Source organism: uncultured Tateyamaria sp. (assembly GCF_947503465.1).
Lineage (GTDB): Bacteria > Pseudomonadota > Alphaproteobacteria > Rhodobacterales > Rhodobacteraceae > Tateyamaria.
In genome coordinates this window covers 2217560-2235618 of sequence record NZ_CANNDN010000001.1, presented here as the reverse complement: position 1 = coordinate 2235618, position 18059 = coordinate 2217560, and the positions used below count along the sequence as shown (strand labels likewise).

At 60.8% G+C, this 18059-nt stretch carries 17 protein-coding genes; 8 read left to right on the top strand and 9 right to left on the bottom strand.

Going from position 1 to position 18059, the window contains the following annotated elements:
* From Q0844_RS11115 to Q0844_RS11095, 5 genes are all read right to left on the bottom strand, one after another.
* Nucleotides 1-2898 (bottom strand): formate dehydrogenase subunit alpha, encoded by a 2898-nt coding sequence (locus Q0844_RS11115; protein WP_299044744.1) that lies wholly within the window; start codon nucleotides 2896-2898, stop codon nucleotides 1-3.
* Between the two features lie 146 nt (nucleotides 2899-3044).
* On the bottom strand, nucleotides 3045-3233 hold the full coding sequence (locus Q0844_RS11110; RefSeq protein ID WP_299044742.1) for a twin-arginine translocation pathway signal protein: 189 nt from the start codon (nucleotides 3231-3233) through the stop codon (nucleotides 3045-3047).
* Between the two features lie 53 nt (nucleotides 3234-3286).
* On the bottom strand, nucleotides 3287-3895 hold the full coding sequence (locus Q0844_RS11105) for a molecular chaperone TorD family protein (RefSeq protein ID WP_299045295.1): 609 nt from the start codon (nucleotides 3893-3895) through the stop codon (nucleotides 3287-3289).
* Between the two features lie 14 nt (nucleotides 3896-3909).
* Nucleotides 3910-4461, bottom strand: coding sequence for a DUF3306 domain-containing protein (locus tag Q0844_RS11100; protein ID WP_299044739.1), 552 nt, complete (start codon nucleotides 4459-4461; stop codon nucleotides 3910-3912).
* Entirely contained in the window at nucleotides 4458-4991 is a 534-nt protein-coding gene (locus Q0844_RS11095) for a DUF3305 domain-containing protein (RefSeq protein ID WP_299045293.1), read from the bottom strand. The genes Q0844_RS11100 and Q0844_RS11095 overlap by 4 nt, the downstream gene beginning before the upstream one ends.
* A gap of 360 nt (nucleotides 4992-5351) precedes the next feature.
* Here Q0844_RS11095 and Q0844_RS11090 point away from each other — a divergent pair, with 360 nt between their 5' ends.
* Nucleotides 5352-7298, top strand: coding sequence for a 4Fe-4S binding protein (locus Q0844_RS11090; protein ID WP_299044736.1), 1947 nt, complete (start codon nucleotides 5352-5354; stop codon nucleotides 7296-7298).
* On the opposite strand, the gene Q0844_RS11085 is transcribed toward Q0844_RS11090, so the two are convergent.
* Entirely contained in the window at nucleotides 7292-8023 is a 732-nt protein-coding gene (locus Q0844_RS11085) for a hypothetical protein (RefSeq protein WP_299044734.1), read from the bottom strand. The genes Q0844_RS11090 and Q0844_RS11085 overlap by 7 nt on opposite strands.
* A 55-nt stretch (nucleotides 8024-8078) precedes the next feature.
* On the opposite strand from Q0844_RS11085, the gene Q0844_RS11080 reads away from it, so the two are divergent.
* The 4 genes from Q0844_RS11080 to Q0844_RS11065 are packed head-to-tail and all read left to right on the top strand — an operon-like array spanning nucleotide 8079 to nucleotide 10524.
* Nucleotides 8079-8270, top strand: coding sequence for a DUF6494 family protein (locus Q0844_RS11080; RefSeq protein ID WP_299044733.1), 192 nt, complete (start codon nucleotides 8079-8081; stop codon nucleotides 8268-8270).
* A gap of 3 nt (nucleotides 8271-8273) precedes the next feature.
* Nucleotides 8274-9335, top strand: coding sequence for an Mrp/NBP35 family ATP-binding protein (locus Q0844_RS11075; protein WP_299044731.1), 1062 nt, complete (start codon nucleotides 8274-8276; stop codon nucleotides 9333-9335).
* Entirely contained in the window at nucleotides 9332-10042 is a 711-nt protein-coding gene (locus tag Q0844_RS11070; protein WP_299044729.1) for a biotin/lipoate--protein ligase family protein, read from the top strand. Before Q0844_RS11075 ends, Q0844_RS11070 begins: the two co-directional genes overlap by 4 nt.
* Nucleotides 10039-10524 (top strand): DUF6505 family protein, encoded by a 486-nt coding sequence (locus Q0844_RS11065; protein ID WP_299044727.1) that lies wholly within the window; start codon nucleotides 10039-10041, stop codon nucleotides 10522-10524. The genes Q0844_RS11070 and Q0844_RS11065 overlap by 4 nt, the downstream gene beginning before the upstream one ends.
* Before the next feature lie 99 nt (nucleotides 10525-10623).
* On the opposite strand, the gene Q0844_RS11060 is transcribed toward Q0844_RS11065, so the two are convergent.
* The 3 genes from Q0844_RS11060 to Q0844_RS11050 are packed head-to-tail and all read right to left on the bottom strand — an operon-like array spanning nucleotide 10624 to nucleotide 12835.
* Nucleotides 10624-11424, bottom strand: a complete 801-nt coding sequence (locus Q0844_RS11060; RefSeq protein ID WP_299044726.1) for a substrate-binding domain-containing protein — start codon at nucleotides 11422-11424, stop codon at nucleotides 10624-10626.
* A complete protein-coding gene (locus Q0844_RS11055) occupies nucleotides 11421-12134 on the bottom strand; it encodes an ATP-binding cassette domain-containing protein (RefSeq protein ID WP_299044724.1) in 714 nt (237 codons plus the stop codon). Before Q0844_RS11055 ends, Q0844_RS11060 begins: the two co-directional genes overlap by 4 nt.
* Nucleotides 12131-12835: an ABC transporter permease gene (locus Q0844_RS11050; RefSeq protein ID WP_299045291.1), complete on the bottom strand. Its 705-nt coding sequence runs from the start codon at nucleotides 12833-12835 to the stop codon at nucleotides 12131-12133. The genes Q0844_RS11055 and Q0844_RS11050 overlap by 4 nt, the downstream gene beginning before the upstream one ends.
* Nucleotides 12836-13049: 214 nt before the next feature.
* On the opposite strand from Q0844_RS11050, the gene Q0844_RS11045 reads away from it, so the two are divergent.
* The 3 genes from Q0844_RS11045 to Q0844_RS11035 all read left to right on the top strand — a co-directional run bounded on the left by Q0844_RS11045 (nucleotide 13050) and on the right by Q0844_RS11035 (nucleotide 18042).
* Nucleotides 13050-15011 (top strand): cache domain-containing protein, encoded by a 1962-nt coding sequence (locus Q0844_RS11045; protein ID WP_299044722.1) that lies wholly within the window; start codon nucleotides 13050-13052, stop codon nucleotides 15009-15011.
* Nucleotides 15012-15382: 371 nt separating this feature from the next.
* Nucleotides 15383-17356 (top strand): acetate--CoA ligase, encoded by a 1974-nt coding sequence (gene acs / locus Q0844_RS11040; protein WP_299044720.1) that lies wholly within the window; start codon nucleotides 15383-15385, stop codon nucleotides 17354-17356.
* On the top strand, nucleotides 17356-18042 hold the full coding sequence (locus Q0844_RS11035; protein ID WP_299044718.1) for an adenylate kinase: 687 nt from the start codon (nucleotides 17356-17358) through the stop codon (nucleotides 18040-18042). The genes acs and Q0844_RS11035 overlap by 1 nt, the downstream gene beginning before the upstream one ends.
* Nucleotides 18043-18059: the final 17 nt, after the last annotated feature.

Sequence of the window (18059 nt, the reverse complement as noted above, 5' to 3'; positions counted from 1 at the left end):
TTACGCTGTCCAGATTTTGCAGAGAGTCGCTTTAGTCTCTTGCATCTGGGTTACTGAATCATAGCCATAGGTCTGGGCCGTGTTGGTGCTTTCACCCAACACATACGGATCTGCACCTTCGGGATATTTCGAGCGTTGATCCTCTCCCTGGAAATGACCGCCAAAGTGGAAGGGCATAAAGGCCACGCCTTCGCCCACCCGGTTTGTGACCATCGCCATAACCTTGACCTTGCCGCCTTCGGGCCCTTCGACCCAGACCTGGCTGCCGTCCCGCACGCCCAGATTGTTGGCGTCACGCGGGTTGATTTCGACAAACATGTCCTGCTGCAGCTCGGCCAGCCAAGGGTTGGACCGGGTTTCATCCCCGCCGCCCTCGTACTCGACCAGACGGCCAGAGGTGAGGATGATCGGGTAGTCCTTCGAGAAATCCTGCTTCTGGATCGATGCGTACATCGTCGGCAGGCGATAGAACTTCCGGTCTTCGTAGGTGGGATAGTCGGCCACAAGGTCCCTGCGGTTGGAATACAGAGGCTCGCGGTGGACAGGCACTGGATCGGGGAATGTCCACACGACCGCGCGGGCCTTCGCGTTCCCGAAGGGTGCGCAGCCATGCTTGATCGCCACCCGCTGGATGCCGCCCGACAGGTCGGTCTTCCAGTTGGTCTCGGGGCCAGCAACGGCGTCGATTGCCGCGCGCTCCTCGTCCGTCAGATCGCTGTCCCAGCCTAGGTCCATCAGCATCTGCATCGTGAATTCAGGGTATCCATCCTGAATTTCCGACCCAACACTATAGACCCCTTCGGCCAGCAGGTTGTCGCCGTCCCGTTCGACGCCAAAGCGCGCGCGGAAGGTCAGACCACCTTCGGCCACGGGCTTGGACATGTCATAGAGGTTCGGCGTGCCCGGGTGGTTCATCTCGGGCGTGCCCCAGCTGGGCCACGGCAGACCGTAGTAATCGCCATCTGCCGGGCCACCAATGGCCTGCAAGGTGGTGCGATCAAACGTGTGCTGGTTCGCCATGTGCTTCTTGATGCGCTCGGGGCTTTGACCGGTATATCCCACCGTCCACATGCCGCGATTGATCTCGCGCAGCGTGTCTTCGGGTTCGGGCGTCAGGCCGTCTTCTTCCAGCTTGATGTTGCGGAAGATACGGTCATGGAAGCCGAACTTCTGGGCGAAGAGGGCAATGATCTCTTCATCCCGCTTGGATTCAAACAGCGGATCAATGACCTTTTCACGCCACTGGATCGACCGGTTCGACGCGGTGACAGAGCCACGCGTTTCGAACTGGGTGCAGGCGGGCAGCAGATACACACCATCCGTGCGGTCGTGCAACACGGCAGACACGGTCGGGAAGGGGTCGATGACAACCAGCATATCCAGCTGCTCCATCGCCTTCTTCATTTCGACCATGCGGGTCTGCGAGTTCGGCGCGTGGCCCCACAGAACCATAGCGCGGACTTTGGCAGGCTGATCCGTGTTCTCGGGATCTTCCAGCACACCGTCGATCCAGCGCGACACCGGAATACCGGTGAGGTTCTGAAGCGACTTCTCCTTGCCATCAGCGCCCGTAACCTTGGCAAACTGATCGGCCAGCCAGTCGGAATCTTCACTCCAGACGCGGGCCCAGTGGCCCCAAGCGCCTGCGGACAGACCGTAATAGCCGGGCAGCGTGTGGGACAGAACACCAAGGTCCGTGGCGCCCTGCACGTTGTCGTGGCCGCGGAAGATGTTGGTGCCGCCGCCGCTGGTGCCCATGTTGCCCAGGGCCAGTTGCAGGATGCAGTAGGCGCGGGTGTTGTTGTTGCCGTTGGTGTGCTGCGTACCACCCATGCACCAGATCACGGTGCCGGGGCGGTTGTTGGCCAGCGTCCGCGCCACGCGCTTGAGTTGGCTTCCAGGCGCGCCTGTGACACGCTCGACTTCGTCGGGCGTCCACTTGGCTACTTCTTCCTTGATCTGGTCCATGCCCCAGACGCGGGTGCGGATGAATTCCTGATCTTCCCACCCGTTGTCGAAGATGTGCCAGAGGATACCCCAGACCAGCGCCACGTCCGAACCGGGACGGAAGCGTACATATTCATCCGCGTGGGCAGCCGTGCGGGTAAAGCGCGGGTCACACACGATGACAGGGGCGTTGTTTTGCTCCTTGGCGCGCAGCAGGTGCAGCAGGGACACCGGGTGCGCCTCCGCCGGGTTGCCGCCAATGATAAAGATCGCCTTGGAGTTATGGATGTCGTTGTAGCTGTTGGTCATGGCGCCGTAGCCCCATGTGTTCGCAACACCCGCAACGGTGGTCGAGTGACAGATCCGCGCCTGGTGATCCACGTTGTTCGTGCCCCAGTAGGCCGCGAACTTGCGGAACAGATAGGCCTGTTCGTTGTTATGCTTGGCCGAGCCGAGCCAGTAGACGCTGTCCGGGCCGCTTTCCTCGCGGATGTTCATCATGCCGCCGCCGATCTCGTCGATGGCTTGTTCCCAGGAAACGCGCTTCCATTCCCCGTTTTCTTTCTTCATCGGGTACTTGAGGCGGCGCTCACCATGGGCGTGCTCACGTACGGCAGCCCCTTTGGCGCAATGCGCACCAAGGTTGAACGGGCTGTCCCAGCCGGGTTCTTGCCCCGTCCAGACACCGTCCTGCACCTCGGCCACGACCGTACAGCCGACCGAGCAGTGCGTGCACACCGTCTTTTTCAAATCCACTTTGCCCGCTGCCGCCGTGGCAGCGTTGGCCTGGGTGACGGTTCCGCCCGTGGCGGCAATGGCCGACAGGCCCCCGATCACCAGTCCCGATCCGCGCAGAAACGCGCGCCGGTCTACCGAAGCGTTTGCCGCTTCGGTCAGGATACTTGTCCGCTGGGGGCGTCGCGCAACCCCGTTGGTCTTTTTCCTAAGCATTGTTGCTTCCTCCCTTGCTTGCCATCGTTCCCGAATGGCTCGCTTGGTCTCTCAATGGGTCTCAGCAGTCGGGCGTCACGCAACCAGTCGCTGATCTCCTGCCCCGTCCGGGCTTATTCCCGGGCGTTGCGATCTTCTTGCGCAGTTTAAAACTTGGCGCTCTCAAAATACGCACGCGTATGCGCGGTATCCTGCATCTTTTCCAAAGCCAGGTCCGGCTCTGCCGCCGCCTGCGCCCCGCCTGCCGATGCAACCGCCACCGCTGCTGCGGGGGCTGCCGTTCCGGCCAGCTTCAGAAAGTCGCGGCGCGATGCACCATCATCTTTCTTGCTCATGCGATCGTCTCCTCTCGCTGTTGCGGATGCGTCGCCGCACCCCTTTTGACGCCTCATTCAGCGCCGCTCATCCGGAAGGCTTCCGCCTCCACGGCCATGAAAATCTTCCCCACCGTGCCGACGGGCGAATAGAAAACCGACGTCTTCGCCTCCTCCAGATCGGTGAAAAAGTGTCCGGCCCACGGGCCGATATGCTTGTTGAAAAACGTCTTTTGCGCCGTGATGTCCGCAGGCGTGCCAAACCGGCCCACGATCATCGCGCCCATCATCTCCATCAGGCTTGCGATACTGTCCTCGGGCTCAAACACCGTCTCGGATCGCTGCATGCCGATCCGGCCCATGTCCTGGCGCAGGGTCGCCAGCGGTTTTTCGTTGAGAAACCCGGTGAGGTAGTAGCTCGCAAAGGGCAGCAATTCGCCCCGCCCCAGACCGATGAACAACTTGTTGAACTCGGACTCCGCCGCCTTGGGCTTGGTGACTTTGGCCAGCTTGGACAGCGTCCCAATCGCCTGCCCCAGCTCCGTGGCATCCCCGCTCAGACCCGCGGTCTGGCTCAGCAACATCTCATCCGGTGGCCCCGCCAGCAACGCGCCGAGAAAGTTGTAGAGATCCGCACGCGCGCGATCCATGTCAGCGATTGAAGTGTCTTCGGCGGCTGTCATCTTCGGCTCTTCCATCAGGCAGTATCAAACGCAAACCGCATCCGGCGCTGCGGCATCGCAGGCGGCTCGGGCTCCGGTTCGGGCAAGGGGGTGGGTTCGGCGGCGGCAATCAGCGGCGCCTCTTCTTCTTCGTCTGCAATCTCGTCGATCTCTTCGACGGGGGCCTCTTCAGCCTCCTCTTCCTCGTCCTCAAGGAAGGCCGTCATCATGCCTTTGCCGACCTGATAGACGGTCTGCATGTTCTCGATGACCGTGGCCGCGTCAGTGTAATCCTCACCGTAATCCACCAGCCCATCCAGATTGGCGAGCATCGGGTTCAGCCGCCACAAGCGGCGCAGCGCGCGGGTCTTCAAGCGCTGCGGCACCTCGGCCTTCAGGAATTCCTGCACCGAATCGGGGCTGTCCAGCGCCTCCGGCTCGGGCAGGTTCAACTCGGCCAAAATCTCTTCGTCCGGGCGCTCGGCCAGTTCCGCATCCTGCGCCTCGACGGCACGCGCCTCCAGTGCCTGCTCCTCGGCCTCTACCCCGGCACGTCGGCGGGACCAGAAGTCGCGTGTCGCGCTCAATGCACCCGCCTCCGTTGCCGCGCAGGAGACGCATAGATGTCCGCCGCCGATGAAATCCTCGGATCACCAATGCCGTCCTGCGTCAGGTCGGTGCGCTTCTTGTCGCGTTTGCGCTTGATGAACACTTCGTCCTGGTGGAAGTCGGTGACAAAGCCCTGCACCCACGCCATCAAACCGGCAGGCATCGGCACCTTCTCGACAATCTCTTCGCCGCTGTCGGTATAGTCCTGCGCCTCGTAGGGCGAAGCCGTGACCAACAACACCTCAAGCGGCTGATCGCCGGGGCATTCCCGCATCACGACGTAGATACTGGGCACCTCCGCGGACAAGCCGTGCAGATACGCCTCCGTCTCGGCCCCATGCAGGTCCAGCGGCAAGGTGGCGGCGTGGTACTCCACGGCTTCACCTTCGTGCCGCATCTCCTGCCAATCGGCCGGGCCAGCACCAGGCAAGACAGCCACGGCTTTCCAGGAATAGGAGGCCCAACGCGTCACACCCGGCAAGCGCCGCAACACGACGCCCAGAGGCATGGTTTGGTACTGTTCGGGGTTTCGGATCACCCTATGTCCTCCCTTGGCCGTCATAAAACTGCCAAAAAATTCATCCTCAAAGCGGCATGTTGCCGAAACAGCTTGATACGGAAGCGCCAAGGCAATTTGGCCAGCCTGACCCGGGGTCCGTCGCGCGCAGGGTCGAAATGTCCATCACGACTATTTCAGTCGGGAATACAGTTGCATACCGAATCGCGAATCAGCGGACCGAAATAAGAACCTCTTCGGGGCGCGGTTGATCTGGAAAACGGTTTGTGAACCGCTGCGAATCATGGCTACGCTGCACGAAACATCCAGCCGGACGGTAGGGAATTGAACCGTCGCAGCAAGGGGAATGACGTGGCCAAGTCACTGATAACATGCGATTGTCTGGGTACTCAAGCCATCGACGCAGAGGGGTTGTCGCAGGCGACCGGCCTCGACGTCCTCCCACCCTGTTCAGCGCTCTGCACTGCTCAGTTGGACCGGGCCCAAGCCGCACTTGAGCGGGGCGACGCAGTTTTTTGCTGCACCCAGGAAGCCCGCGTGTTCGAGGAGTTGGCAGAGGGTCTGGACTTGCCTGCACCCCCCACTCTGGACCTGCGCGACCGCGCCGGGTGGAGCGACGATGCCGCCCCGAAACTGCCCAAAATGTCTGCACTCATCGCTGACGCCATGCTGCCGTCCGAGCCGGAAAAGACGCTTGATGTGGTCAGCGAAGGGCTGTGCCTGATCCTCGGCCCCGCCGCTGTCGCGATCGATGCCGCCGAACAGCTCAAGGATCATCTGGGCGTCACCGTCCTGCTGTCGGACGCCGCCGACATCCCCGACACCCGCGCCTATGACGTGGTGGTGGGCACACTGCGCCGCGCGTCCGGCGCGTTCGCACAGTTCGAGGTGGTCATCGACGCCCTGCAACAGATCGAACCGGGCGGGCGCGGGGCGTTTACCCTGACGGACCCGCAAGACGGCGCACGATCGCAATGCGACATCCTGCTCGACCTGCGCGGCGATACACCCCTGTTCCCGGCCCATGAAAAGCGCGACGGCTATCTACGCGCGGACCCAAGCCACGCGCCCGGTGTCGCGGCAGCCATCCTCGCCGCCTCGCACCTGACCGGCACCTTCGAAAAGACGCTTTATGTCAAAACCGCCCCCCTGCTCTGCGCCCATTCCCGCGCGGAACAGACGGGGTGCACCAACTGCCTTGACCTGTGTCCCACCGGGGCCATCACCTCCGCCGGGGACCATGTTGCAATCGACCCGATGATCTGCGCCGGCTGCGGTGCCTGTTCCGCCGCCTGCCCGTCGGGGGCCATCACCTATGACGCGCCGCCCGTGGACCTGACCATGCGCCGGGTCCAGACCATGGCCAAGGCATTCCTAGACGCGGGCGGCACCGCCCCCCGCCTTCTGGTCCATGACAGCCATGGGGCCGAAATGATCCGCCTGTCGGCCCGCCACGGGCGCGGCCTGCCTGCCGATACTATCCCGCTTGAGATGTCGGCCATCGGCGCCTTTGGCCACGCCGAGGCGGTTGCCGCCCTTGCCGCAGGGTTCGCGAGCGTCACGCTCTTGCCCGGCCCCAAGGCGGATGTGGCAGCGTTATCGACGCAAATCGCGCTCACCACCGCCATCGCAGGCGACGGCAAGGCCACCCTGCTCGACACACCCGACCCGGACGCCATGAGCGACGCGCTTTACGCGGCCACGGCCACGGCCCCCGTCGCGACCCCCGTCCGCCCCATGGGCACGCGGCGCCAGATCGCACGCCAAGCGGCCAAGGCGCTGCACCCCGACACCGACAGCATCGCGCTGCCCGACGGCGCGCCTTACGGTGTGGTGCTGGTCGACACCGATGCCTGCACGCTGTGCCTGTCCTGCGTGTCGTTTTGCCCCTCCGGCGCTTTGGGTGACAACTCAGACAAGCCGCAACTACGGTTTCAGGAAAACGCCTGCCTGCAATGCGGCCTGTGCGCTAATATCTGCCCCGAAGACGCGATTGCTTACGAACCGCGCCTGAACCTGACCGACGCGGCGCTGACCCAAGTGGTGCTGAACGAGGAAGAACCGTTTCCCTGCATTGAATGCGGCGCGCTGTTCGGCTCCAAATCTGCCATCGACCGGATCACGGAAAAGCTGCAGGACCATGCCATGTTCACGGGCGACAAGCTGCGCATGATCCAGATGTGCGACAATTGCCGGGTCACGGCGCAGTTCCACGCTGACGACAACCCGTTCCAGGGTGGCGAACGACCCCGCGTGCGCACCACCGATGACTACCTGTCAAAACGACGCGATCACTGATGGATCAAAGGATCGCCCAGATCGGCCGGGGCCAACGCGGCCACGTAGGCAAGGATCGCCTCCAGATCGTCCAGCGTCAATTCGATTGGCGCAATAGGCGACGGGCGGTCGATGGGAAACGGGTCCGTGACCCCCTCCAACTGTGTGAACGCGGCGTGCGGCTTCAACACATAGAACCCGGCGAAGCGCGCCTGCCAATCTTCGAACCCGCGCATTACGAAAAAGCTGGGGGTCGATCCGATGCCAAAGCCGCCCCTGCCCCGTTCCGTCACATGACAGCGCCCGCATTTGGCCCACGAGGCCTCCTGTCCCGCCACCGCATTGCCGGTCATCTCGACCTCGGCCACGACAGTCTTTTCCACCTTCGGCTCTGTAAAGATCTGCACACCGTCGGGGGCAAAACTCTGAACCGTGCGGCGGCCCACATCGGAAGCAAGCCAGTCTGCAAAGCGCTGTGCGCCCTTACCGTCACTGCGCAAGTCCATGTGCCAGACCTTACCCAAACCGGAAAACAGCGCGCTCCCCTCAGGGCCCAACACCAGTTCCGCCGCGCCCGGATCGTCCACGATTTCGACCCGAACCTGGGTTTTCAGCGAAAAGCGCGGCGCGATATGCTTGATCAGTCCGCTTTCGACCAACGCAGGCGGGGCATAGAACTCCACCCGCTTGTCATCGGCCATTGCCAAACAGGGCAACAAGGCCAAGATCACCATAACAAGTCGCATGAGCTTAGCGTAAGTCGCTGCCACGCGATCCGTCAACGATAGGGAGACCCGAGCCATGAGCGACGATTTCAACATGTCCATGCGCAAGTTCCTGAAGCAGGTCGGCGTGACCTCGCAACAGGCGATTGAAGAGGCCATGCGCGAGGCGGATACCAGCGGCAAGACCTATGCGGTCAAGGCCGTCATCACCATCAATGAACTGGACATGACCCACGAGGTCACGGGCGAGATCAAGGGACAGGACTGAACCGTGAAAACAGGCAGGGAACAGGTTCTGGACGCCTTGAAAGGGATCGAGGCGCCAGGCGGCGACATTGTGTCTTCGGGCGTGATGCGGGCCTTGAACGTCGACGGCGGTACAGTCCGTTTCGTGATGGAGATCAACCCGGCGCAAGCGGCCGAGTATGAGGCTGTGAAAGCAAAGGCGGAGGCGGCGGTTGGCGCACTACACGGGATTGAAACCGTGTCCATAATCCTGACCGGCCACACCGAGAAGGCCCCGCCGCCAGACTTGAAACCACAACGCGCCGCAGAGCCGAAAGGCCCCCAGAAGGTCCCCGGCATCAACCGCATTCTGGCGGTGGCGTCAGGCAAGGGCGGCGTCGGCAAATCCACTGTCTCCGCCAACCTCGCCTGTGCGTTGGCGCAACAGGGGCGGCGCGTGGGCCTGTTGGATGCAGACGTTTATGGTCCATCTCAGCCGCGGATGCTGGGCGTCTCCGGTCGACCCGCTTCGCCTGATGGCAAAACCATCCTGCCGATGCGGAACCACGGTGTGACCATGATGTCCATCGGGTTGATGATGAACGACGACCAGGCGGTTGTCTGGCGCGGGCCGATGCTGATGGGTGCGCTGCAACAGATGATGACGCAGGTGCAGTGGGGCGCCCTGGATGTGCTGATTGTGGATCTGCCGCCCGGTACGGGTGACGTGCAGATGACGCTGTCGCAGAAATTTGCGGTGGATGGGGCAATCATCGTCTCTACACCGCAGGATGTCGCCCTTTTGGATGCGCGCAAAGGTGTGGACATGTTCCAGCAACTGCATGTGCCGATCGTTGGTATGATCGAGAATATGAGCACGCATATCTGTTCAAGTTGCGGACATGAAGAACACGTATTCGGACATGGCGGTGTAAAGGCCGAAGCCGAGAAGCTGGGTGTGCCGCTGCTGGCCGAAGTGCCGTTGGATCTGCAGATACGCCTCGCTGCCGACGGGGGTGCCCCCATCGCCGTAAGCCAGCCCGATAGTGCCCAGGCCAGGGCGTTTCAGGATGTGGCCGCTGCGCTTGTCCAAGTAGGCGTTGCATGAGCGTCGCCACAGACCTCACATTCCCCCCGCTGATGTGGGGAGAAGAAGCGCCGGACCGCGCCTTTGATCATGCTGTGATGCGGGCGACCTTGGGCTGTGATGCAGGCTTGATCGCCTATAAACTGGGCGCGGCCGAAATGGAGGCGGCGCTGGTCTTTGCGCCCGAGGTGCCATTGTCAAAGGCGATGACCATGCTGCCATTGTGCGGTGTGGGATTTCAAAACGCGTTGGGGGCGCTTGCCCCGCCCGAGGTTTCGGTGCATCTGGATTGGTGGGGCGGGATCCGCGTGAACGGTGCACGGTGTGGCGGATTCCGTGCCATGGCATCCGAGCGTGATCCCGAAGCCTTGCCCGATTGGCTGGTCATCGGTTTCACCTTGCCGCTAATGCCCCCGTCAGAAGACATGGGTTTGACGCCGGACGACACGGCCCTGTTTGCCGAAGGTTGCGCCGACGTGGCGCCGCCGACACTTCTCGAAGCGTGGTCACGGCATACGCTGAACTGGCTTAATCGCTGGGAAGATGAAGGATCGGCAAGCTTGCACACGGAATGGCGCGGGTTGGCGCATGGCGTGGGTGAGGATGTTCAAAATCAGTCTCTAACAGGTGCATTTCTGGGCGTGGACGAGGATTTCGGAATGCTTTTGCGCGACGACAAAACCACCCATTTGATCCCGCTCACAACCGTTCTGGAGGATGGGCCATGAAACTTGCGCGTGCGATCCATTTTGACGAAAGCGACATGAATGTCTTTGCCTCACCGGCGCGAACCGGAGAATGGTGCATTTCCGGCGGGTTCGAGTTTTCAAACTGGGGCGAGGGCGATTTGTCTGGCAAGGCGCGCCAGGCCTTCGCCAATGGCTGGTTCGGCTTGGAAACGGGAGGGCGCGTGACCTTTGTCGCCGTCACGCAATTGGAACAAACCGAGTTGGAGAAACTTGTCGATCTGCTGGCCCAGCATTTTGTAACATATTACGGCGCACCATCGGCTGAGGCCGCGCGGCCCGTCGCGACCGAAGAGATATCTCAGATGATCGACCTGTGCGAAGATCATGATCCCAACACGTTGCTGACAGTTGCACGTGAGTTGACGGAGGCGGGTGTGCGCGAAGCATACCGCACGATTCAGCCGCAGGACGCGGGTCTGGACCAATTCGCCGTCCATGGGGACACCGGGCACGACCATTGAAGCAGTTTCGAATGGGCCATACCTGTTCGACCGCAATGGCTGCGTTGCTGTCCGCCGGGCGCGTCAAGAAAGCGGTCGACCGGCCTCCTTTCGCGGACCTTACTCTGCATTGAAGACGAATAGCGTTTCGTCATCGATGGTGTACGCGTTGATCAATTCTTTGGCCCGGTCTGATGTCAGCCATCCCTCAAGCCTTGCGGTCAGGTCAGCCCGAACATGTGCGTGGCGTGCGGGGTTCACCGGTAAGTAAGCGTACTGGTTGAACAGCACCGGATCGCCCGCAAAGAGCAACGCAAGCCCGCCCTTGTTGCCGAAGTTGAGCCAACTGGCACGGTCCGACAGGATGTAAGCATCAAGGCCCGAAGCGGTGTTGAGCGCGGCCCCCATTCCTGCACCGACGGCGCGGTACCACGGCCCGAAACTGTCCACATCGTGTCCTGCGTCCCTCCAAAGGCTCAGTTCCTTTTTGTGGGTACCACTGTCATCTCCGCGACTGACAAAAGACGCACGTGCCGATGCGATGGCTTGCAGCGCCATGCGCGTGTCTTGCTTTGTCGCGATGCGGGCGGGATCGTCTGCGGGGCCGACAAAGACAAAATCGTTATACATAATTTCGCGCCGATGCGTGCCATAGCCCTCGGCGACGAAGGCCTCTTCTGCTGCACGGGAATGGACAAGGATTGCATCGACATCGCCAGCTTGGCCAAGTTTGAGTGCCTGCCCTGTCCCAACGACCAGCAACTGTACCTCCAGGTCCAGATCCTTGGCGATTTCAGGAAGCAATATGTCCGCAAGGCCCGAGTTATGGAACGACGTTGTGACAGCCATGCGCATCTGATCCGCCGCCTGTGCCGCCGTTCCGAAAATCAAAAGCATCGCCAGAAAAACTGCCTGTTTCATACGACAATGTCCCCTTGCAAAAAGGCCCGTGCCTCGGGCGTTCGTGGCGCATTCAGAAACATATTTGCCGCACCGGTTTCATGCACCTTGCCACCCAGCATGAAGACGACCATGTCGGCAATGCGGCGCGCCTGGCCCATGTCGTGGGTTGACAGGATCAGCCGTGTGCCATCGGCCTTGGCCTGAAGCAGTATCGCCTCGATCTCGCGCATGGCGCGTCCATCAAGCGATGCGGTGGGTTCGTCAAGAAAGACAAGCGCCGGGTCCGTGATCAGCGCGCGGGCGATGGCCAGCTTCTGTTGCTCGCCTCCTGACAACACCATGGCGCGTCTGTTCAGATGCGCGGACAACCCGACTCGTTCGGCCCATTCGTGCGCCGAGTGTTTCGCCGGTTTCCGACCAACGCCGCGCAGGCGCAGCGGGTAGGTCAGGTTTTCCTCGACCGTGCGGCGCAGGACAACTGGTTGTTGAAAGACAAACGCCTGGTGATGCCGGGCCTCCGACGTTGGGCATGCCCATGTGACGGCCCCACCCGTCAGCCGCGCCGTCCCGTGCATCAGGCGCAACAGGGTTGTCTTCCCTGATCCGTTTGGCCCCATCACAACGCACAGGCCCTTGCCGTCCAGTGACAGGTCAATTGGACCAACCAGCCGCTTGCCGCGCCGTGACGTTTCGGCTTGGCTAAGAGTCAGGGGAAAAAGCTCTGTCACCACCGGCTGTCCCTTTCCGTTTGGCCAATCCAGTGGATTGTCAGGTTCACCCCCAGCGCAAGCGCGATAAGGATGAAGCCAAGCGCGAGGGCCAATGCAAATTCTCCTTTGCCGGTTTCCAGCGCGATGGCGGTGGTCAACACGCGCGTGGCATTGTCGATGTTGCCGCCGACGATCATGATGGCCCCCACTTCGCCGATACCCCGACCAAAACCGGCCAATGCCGCGGTCAACAGGGCTCGCCGTGCATCCCAAAGCAAGGTTCGCATTTTCTGCGACTGCGTGACATTCATGGAGATGAGAAGGTCGTGATACTCCGCCCACAGTTCGCGCAGGGACTGGTGTGCGATGGACGCGATCAGCGGCACGATGATGATGACCTGCGCCACGATCATGGCCGTGGGCGTGAACAAGAGGCCCAAGGCGCCGAAAGGACCCGAACGGGACAACATGATGTAAACGATCAAGCCAACCACCACCGGCGGCAGGCCCATCAATGCGTTCAACATCGCAATAGTCGCGCGACGCCACCGGAACCGCCGAACAGCCAGGAGCGCGGCCAGGGGCAGGGCAATGAGGCAGGCGATCAACAACGCGGTAAGGGTGACGCGAAGCGAGCGCAGAGCGATCTCTGCCAACTCCGCATCAAATGTGACCATCAGCCAGAAGGCGTGGCGCAGTCCCTCCCAAAGATCGACGATGGCCGACCCTCCCTTCGCGCATTTGTCGTGAAATTGAACGGTTTTGCAGGGTGATACCAGCCCTGTTCTGTGGCGCTGTCACCTTGTACCCGCCATGCAATCAGAGGCAGGTTTTGCGGGTCATTATGTCCGCCTTCTGGCGTCCGATTATTGCATTCAACCGATGATATGCGGTTGCTTTGCGGAAATGACGTGGCTGAGTTAGCGTGGTGTCATGAATTCCGTCCGTTTCCGTCTGCTTATCCTGGCCTTGGCCCCGATGGTCGTGCTTATGCCGCTTCTGCTGTTTCTGGGCATGACGCGGTGGACGGCGGATTATGACGAGGTGCTGATCGCCAATGTCGAAAGCGACTTGCGGATCGCAGAGCAATACCTGTCCCGGCTGATGGTTGAGACGGGGGACGAATTGCAGGCGGTGGCGGGGTCCGTCGAATTTGCTGAAACACTCCCGTCCGGGTTCGCCGCATTCTTTGAAGACAAACGCGCGGCTTTGGAACTGGATTTCCTGCACTATCTTCCCCGTACTGATATCACGGATACCTGGCCGGTTGTAACAAGTGCGGCGCAGGGGCAAGGCCGCACCGAAATCGATATCTTTTCAGGCGAGCAATTGGCCCGGATTTCGCCAACCCTTGCAGACCGGGCCAGCCTGCCCCTGATCGAGACGGAAGCCGCGGTACCCACGGACCGCATTGTTGAAGATCGCGGTATGGTCATCCACTCCGCTGTTCCCGTGACTTTGGCGGGCCGGGACGGTGTGTTGGTTGGGGGCATCCTGCTGAACCGGAACCTTGGATTTATCGATACGATCAATGCGCTGGTCTATCAGGACGCGATTGCGGGCGGGTCGCGGCAGGGCACGGCAACCCTGTTTCTGGAAGACGTGCGCGTATCGACCAACGTGCGCCTTTTCGAGGACGTGCGCGCGCTGGGCACCCGTGTGTCGGCAGCCGTTCGCGGAAAGGTGTTGGGCGAGGGGCGTACCTGGCTAGATCGCGCCTTTGTTGTGAATGACTGGTACATCTCGGGCTATCTGCCGCTGCGGGACAGCTTTGGCGGATATGTGGGCATGCTGTATGTCGGTTTTCTGGAAGAGCCTTTTACCGTCGCCAAGCGTAACGCATTTCTTGTTATCCTCGCGGCATTCGCCGCAGTCCTCTTGCTGTCAGCACCGGTGTTCCTCCGGCTGGCCAAGGGCATCTTTGCGCCGCTTGAACGGATGACCCACACGATGTTCCTCGTTCAGCGGGGCAACCTGTCTGCGCGCAATGGCGACGGGGGCGGCACCGGAGAAATTGGTGAGGTGGCGGGACACCTTGATGATCTGCTGGATCAGGTTCAAGAACGGGACCAAGCGCTTCGGTCCTGGAATGAAGAGTTGAATGTGCGCGTGGATCAGCGGACGGCAGAGTTGAAACGCGCGAATGAAAAGCTTGAAGAGACGTTTCGCCAACTGGTGATGAGCGAAAAGCTCGCTTCGATCGGTGAGATCACGGCGGGTGTCGCGCACGAGATCAACAATCCGGTCGCGGTCATCCAGGGCAATGTTGACGTGATCCGCGACAGTTTGGGTGAGAAAAGCGAAGACATCCGAACCGAACTGGACCTTGTCGATCGACAGATCGCACGTATTCAGACCATCGTCGGCAAATTGCTGCAATTTGCCCGACCGGGCGAATTTGCCGACTTTGAACAGGCCGTGCCTTTGACACCTGTGATCACGGATTGCCTGGTTCTGGTGAACCACGTGATTTCACAATCCGACATCACCGTGTCGACCCGATTGGACGCCACACTGGAAGTGCGTATAGACCCCGGCGAGATGCAGCAGGTCTTGATCAATCTGATCATGAACGCAGTTCAGGCAATGGGTGCGCAAGGCACGTTGACCATCGAGACGGAAGACACCGAACGGGATGGCAAGATGGGTGTTTGCGTGTCTGTGTCTGACACGGGGCCAGGCATTGAGCCGACACGCATTGACGAGGTGTTCGCCCCCTTCTTCACAACCAAGCAGGCCGAAGGCACTGGGCTGGGCCTTTCGATTTCGCAAACCCTGATCCAGCGTGCCGGCGGAATCATCCGTGTGCGCAATGCGCCGGCGCAGGGTGCCTGTTTCGAGATCTGGTTGCCCGCCGCCGTGCAAGCCGAAGTGGCGCACGCCCTGACCGATTAAGCGGCGACTCAGCAGGACGGTTTTGTCCGGCGTTTCAAGTTGAAAGGCGATACGTCACCGTTGGTTGACAATTTGTCACATCCTCACCCCCGCACCTGTTACACGCTAACAGGACGCGCGCGGTTTCGGTTCCCGCTTGGCGAGAAAATGCTACATCTCAGAAAAACTTGGAAAAAACGAGACGAAATCAAAAATATTTACAAGTTCGAACTTCAATAAGAACATAAATTTACAAAAAAATCGTTCAAGTCCAGACAGGAAAGCATGATTTTACAGAACAGTGTATTGTGACCTTCGACAGGCGAGTTTTACACGCCCCGGATCAGAAAGCCGATGGAGAGCGGCGTTTGGTCCAAACCGGAGGAGACACAATGAACATTCAAAGCACGCCCAATGCGGCGACTTTCCCCCCATCGGAAGAGACCAAGGCCCGCGCCCATCTGGACGCCGAAGGCTATGCCAAGATGTACGCCGCGTCCGTGTCGGACCCCGATGCATTCTGGGGTGAACACGGCAAGCGGCTGGACTGGATCAAGCCCTATACCACCGTCAAGAACACGTCATTCGAGCCGGGCAACATCGACATTCGCTGGTTCGAAGATGGCACGCTGAACGTAGCGGCCAATTGCATCGACCGGCATCTGGACACACGCGGCGACCAGACGGCGATCATCTGGGAACCCGATGACACGTCCAAGGATGCCCCCCAACATATCACATACCGCGACCTCCACCGCTCTGTTTGCAAGATGGCGAACATCCTTGAAGAGCTGGGGGTGCGCAAAGGCGACCGGGTTGTCATTTACCTCCCGATGATCCCGGAAGCCGCTTATGCGATGTTGGCCTGCGCCCGCATCGGTGCCATCCATTCCATCGTGTTTGCCGGTTTCTCCCCGGACGCGCTTGGGGCGCGGATCAATGGTTGTGACGCAAAGGTTGTCATCACTGCTGATCACGCGCCCCGAGGCGGACGGGAAACGCCGCTGAAGTCGAACACGGACGCCGCCCTGCTGCATTGCAAGGACAGCGTGAAGTGTCTGGTTGTCAAACGGACCGAGGGTCAGACGACCTGGACCGACCGCGATTATGATTACAACGAGATGGCGCTTGAGGCGTCGGACTATTCCGCCCCGGCCGAGATGAACGCCGAAGATCCGTTGTTCATCCTTTACACCTCTGGTTCTACTGGCCAGCCCAAGGGCGTTGTCCACACGTCGGGCGGGTATCTGACCTATGCCGCGATGACCCATCAATACACGTTCGACTATCACGAGGGCGATGTGTTCTGGTGTACGGCGGATGTCGGCTGGGTCACGGGCCATAGTTATATCGTCTATGGGCCGCTGGCCAATGGCGCGACAACTATCATGTTTGAGGGCGTGCCCACCTTCCCCGATGCGGGCCGCTTCTGGGATGTGTGCGAGCGCCACAAGGTCACGCAGTTCTACACCGCGCCGACGGCCATTCGTGCGCTGATGGGTGCCGGCAATGATTGGGTCACCAAGTATGATCTGTCGTCGCTGCGCCTGCTGGGGTCGGTTGGTGAGCCGATCAACCCGGAAGCGTGGACCTGGTATCACGAGGTGGTCGGCAAGGGGAATTGCCCCATCGTCGATACGTTCTGGCAAACTGAGACAGGCGGCCACATGCTGACCCCGCTCCCTGGTGCCACAGACCTGAAACCTGGCTCTGCCCAGCAACCTTTTTTTGGTGTGCATCCCGTGGTGCTGGATCCGCAAAGCGGGGTCGAACTGGACGGCAATGACATCGAGGGCGTGTTGTGCATCAAGGACAGCTGGCCGGGTCAGATGCGTACCGTTTGGGGCGACCACGCGCGGTTCGAGAAAACTTATTTCGGCGATTACAAAGGCTACTATTTCTCGGGCGATGGCTGCCGCCGGGACGCGGATGGGGACTACTGGATTACCGGTCGCGTCGACGACGTGATCAACGTATCCGGACACCGGATGGGTACGGCCGAGGTTGAAAGCGCGCTTGTGGCCCATGCCAAGGTGGCCGAAGCTGCTGTCGTTGGCTATCCCCACGACGTCAAAGGGCAGGGTATCTATGCCTACGTCACACTGATGAATGGTGAAGAACCCACACCGGAGCTGCGCAAAGAGTTGGAAGTGTGGGTGCGGACCGAGATTGGCCCCATCGCCAAGCCCGATCTCATCCAGTGGGCACCCGGCCTCCCCAAGACGCGGTCGGGCAAGATCATGCGCCGTATTCTGCGCAAGATTGCCGAAGATGATTTTGGCGCGCTTGGTGACACGTCCACGCTGGCTGATCCTTCGGTGGTCGATGACCTGATCGAAAACCGCATGAACCGGAGTGATGACTGATGGACGGGACACAGGTTACTGCAACCGCGCCCGTGTTTATCCTGCTTGGTCCTCCGGGGGCAGGCAAGGGCACGCAGGCCCGGATGCTGCAAGAGCAGTTTGGGTTCGTGCAATTGTCCACCGGTTATCTGCTGCGTGCCGCTGTGGCGGCGGGCACGGAGGCCGGTCACGCAGCCAAGGCGGTGATGGAATCGGGCGGGCTGGTCAGCGACGAGATCGTCATTGCCATCCTGAAGGACCGACTGGCGGACGACGACTGCGCCAAAGGTGTGATCCTTGACGGCTTTCCTCGCACCACCCTTCAGGCCGAAGCGCTGGATGATCTGCTGGCCAGCAGCGGGCAGCACATAAATGCCGCCATCAGCCTTGAGGTAGACGACGCGGCGATGGTTGCCCGCATCTCTGGCCGGTTCACCTGCGGCAATTGCGGCGAAGGCTACCACGACGTGCACAAGCCGACTGCGGTTCTGGGCATTTGCGACAAGTGTGGCAGCAGCCATATGAAGCGCCGGGCGGATGACAATGCCGAAACGGTGGGCCAAAGGTTGACCGAATACCACAAACAGACGGCACCGCTGATCGCCTATTACGACGGCAAGGGCGTGCTTCAATCCCTGAACGCGATGGGGGCGATTGATGTGATTGCGACCGAACTGTCGGGGATGGTGAAAGGCGCCACGACCTAAGCGTCACACGCCAACAA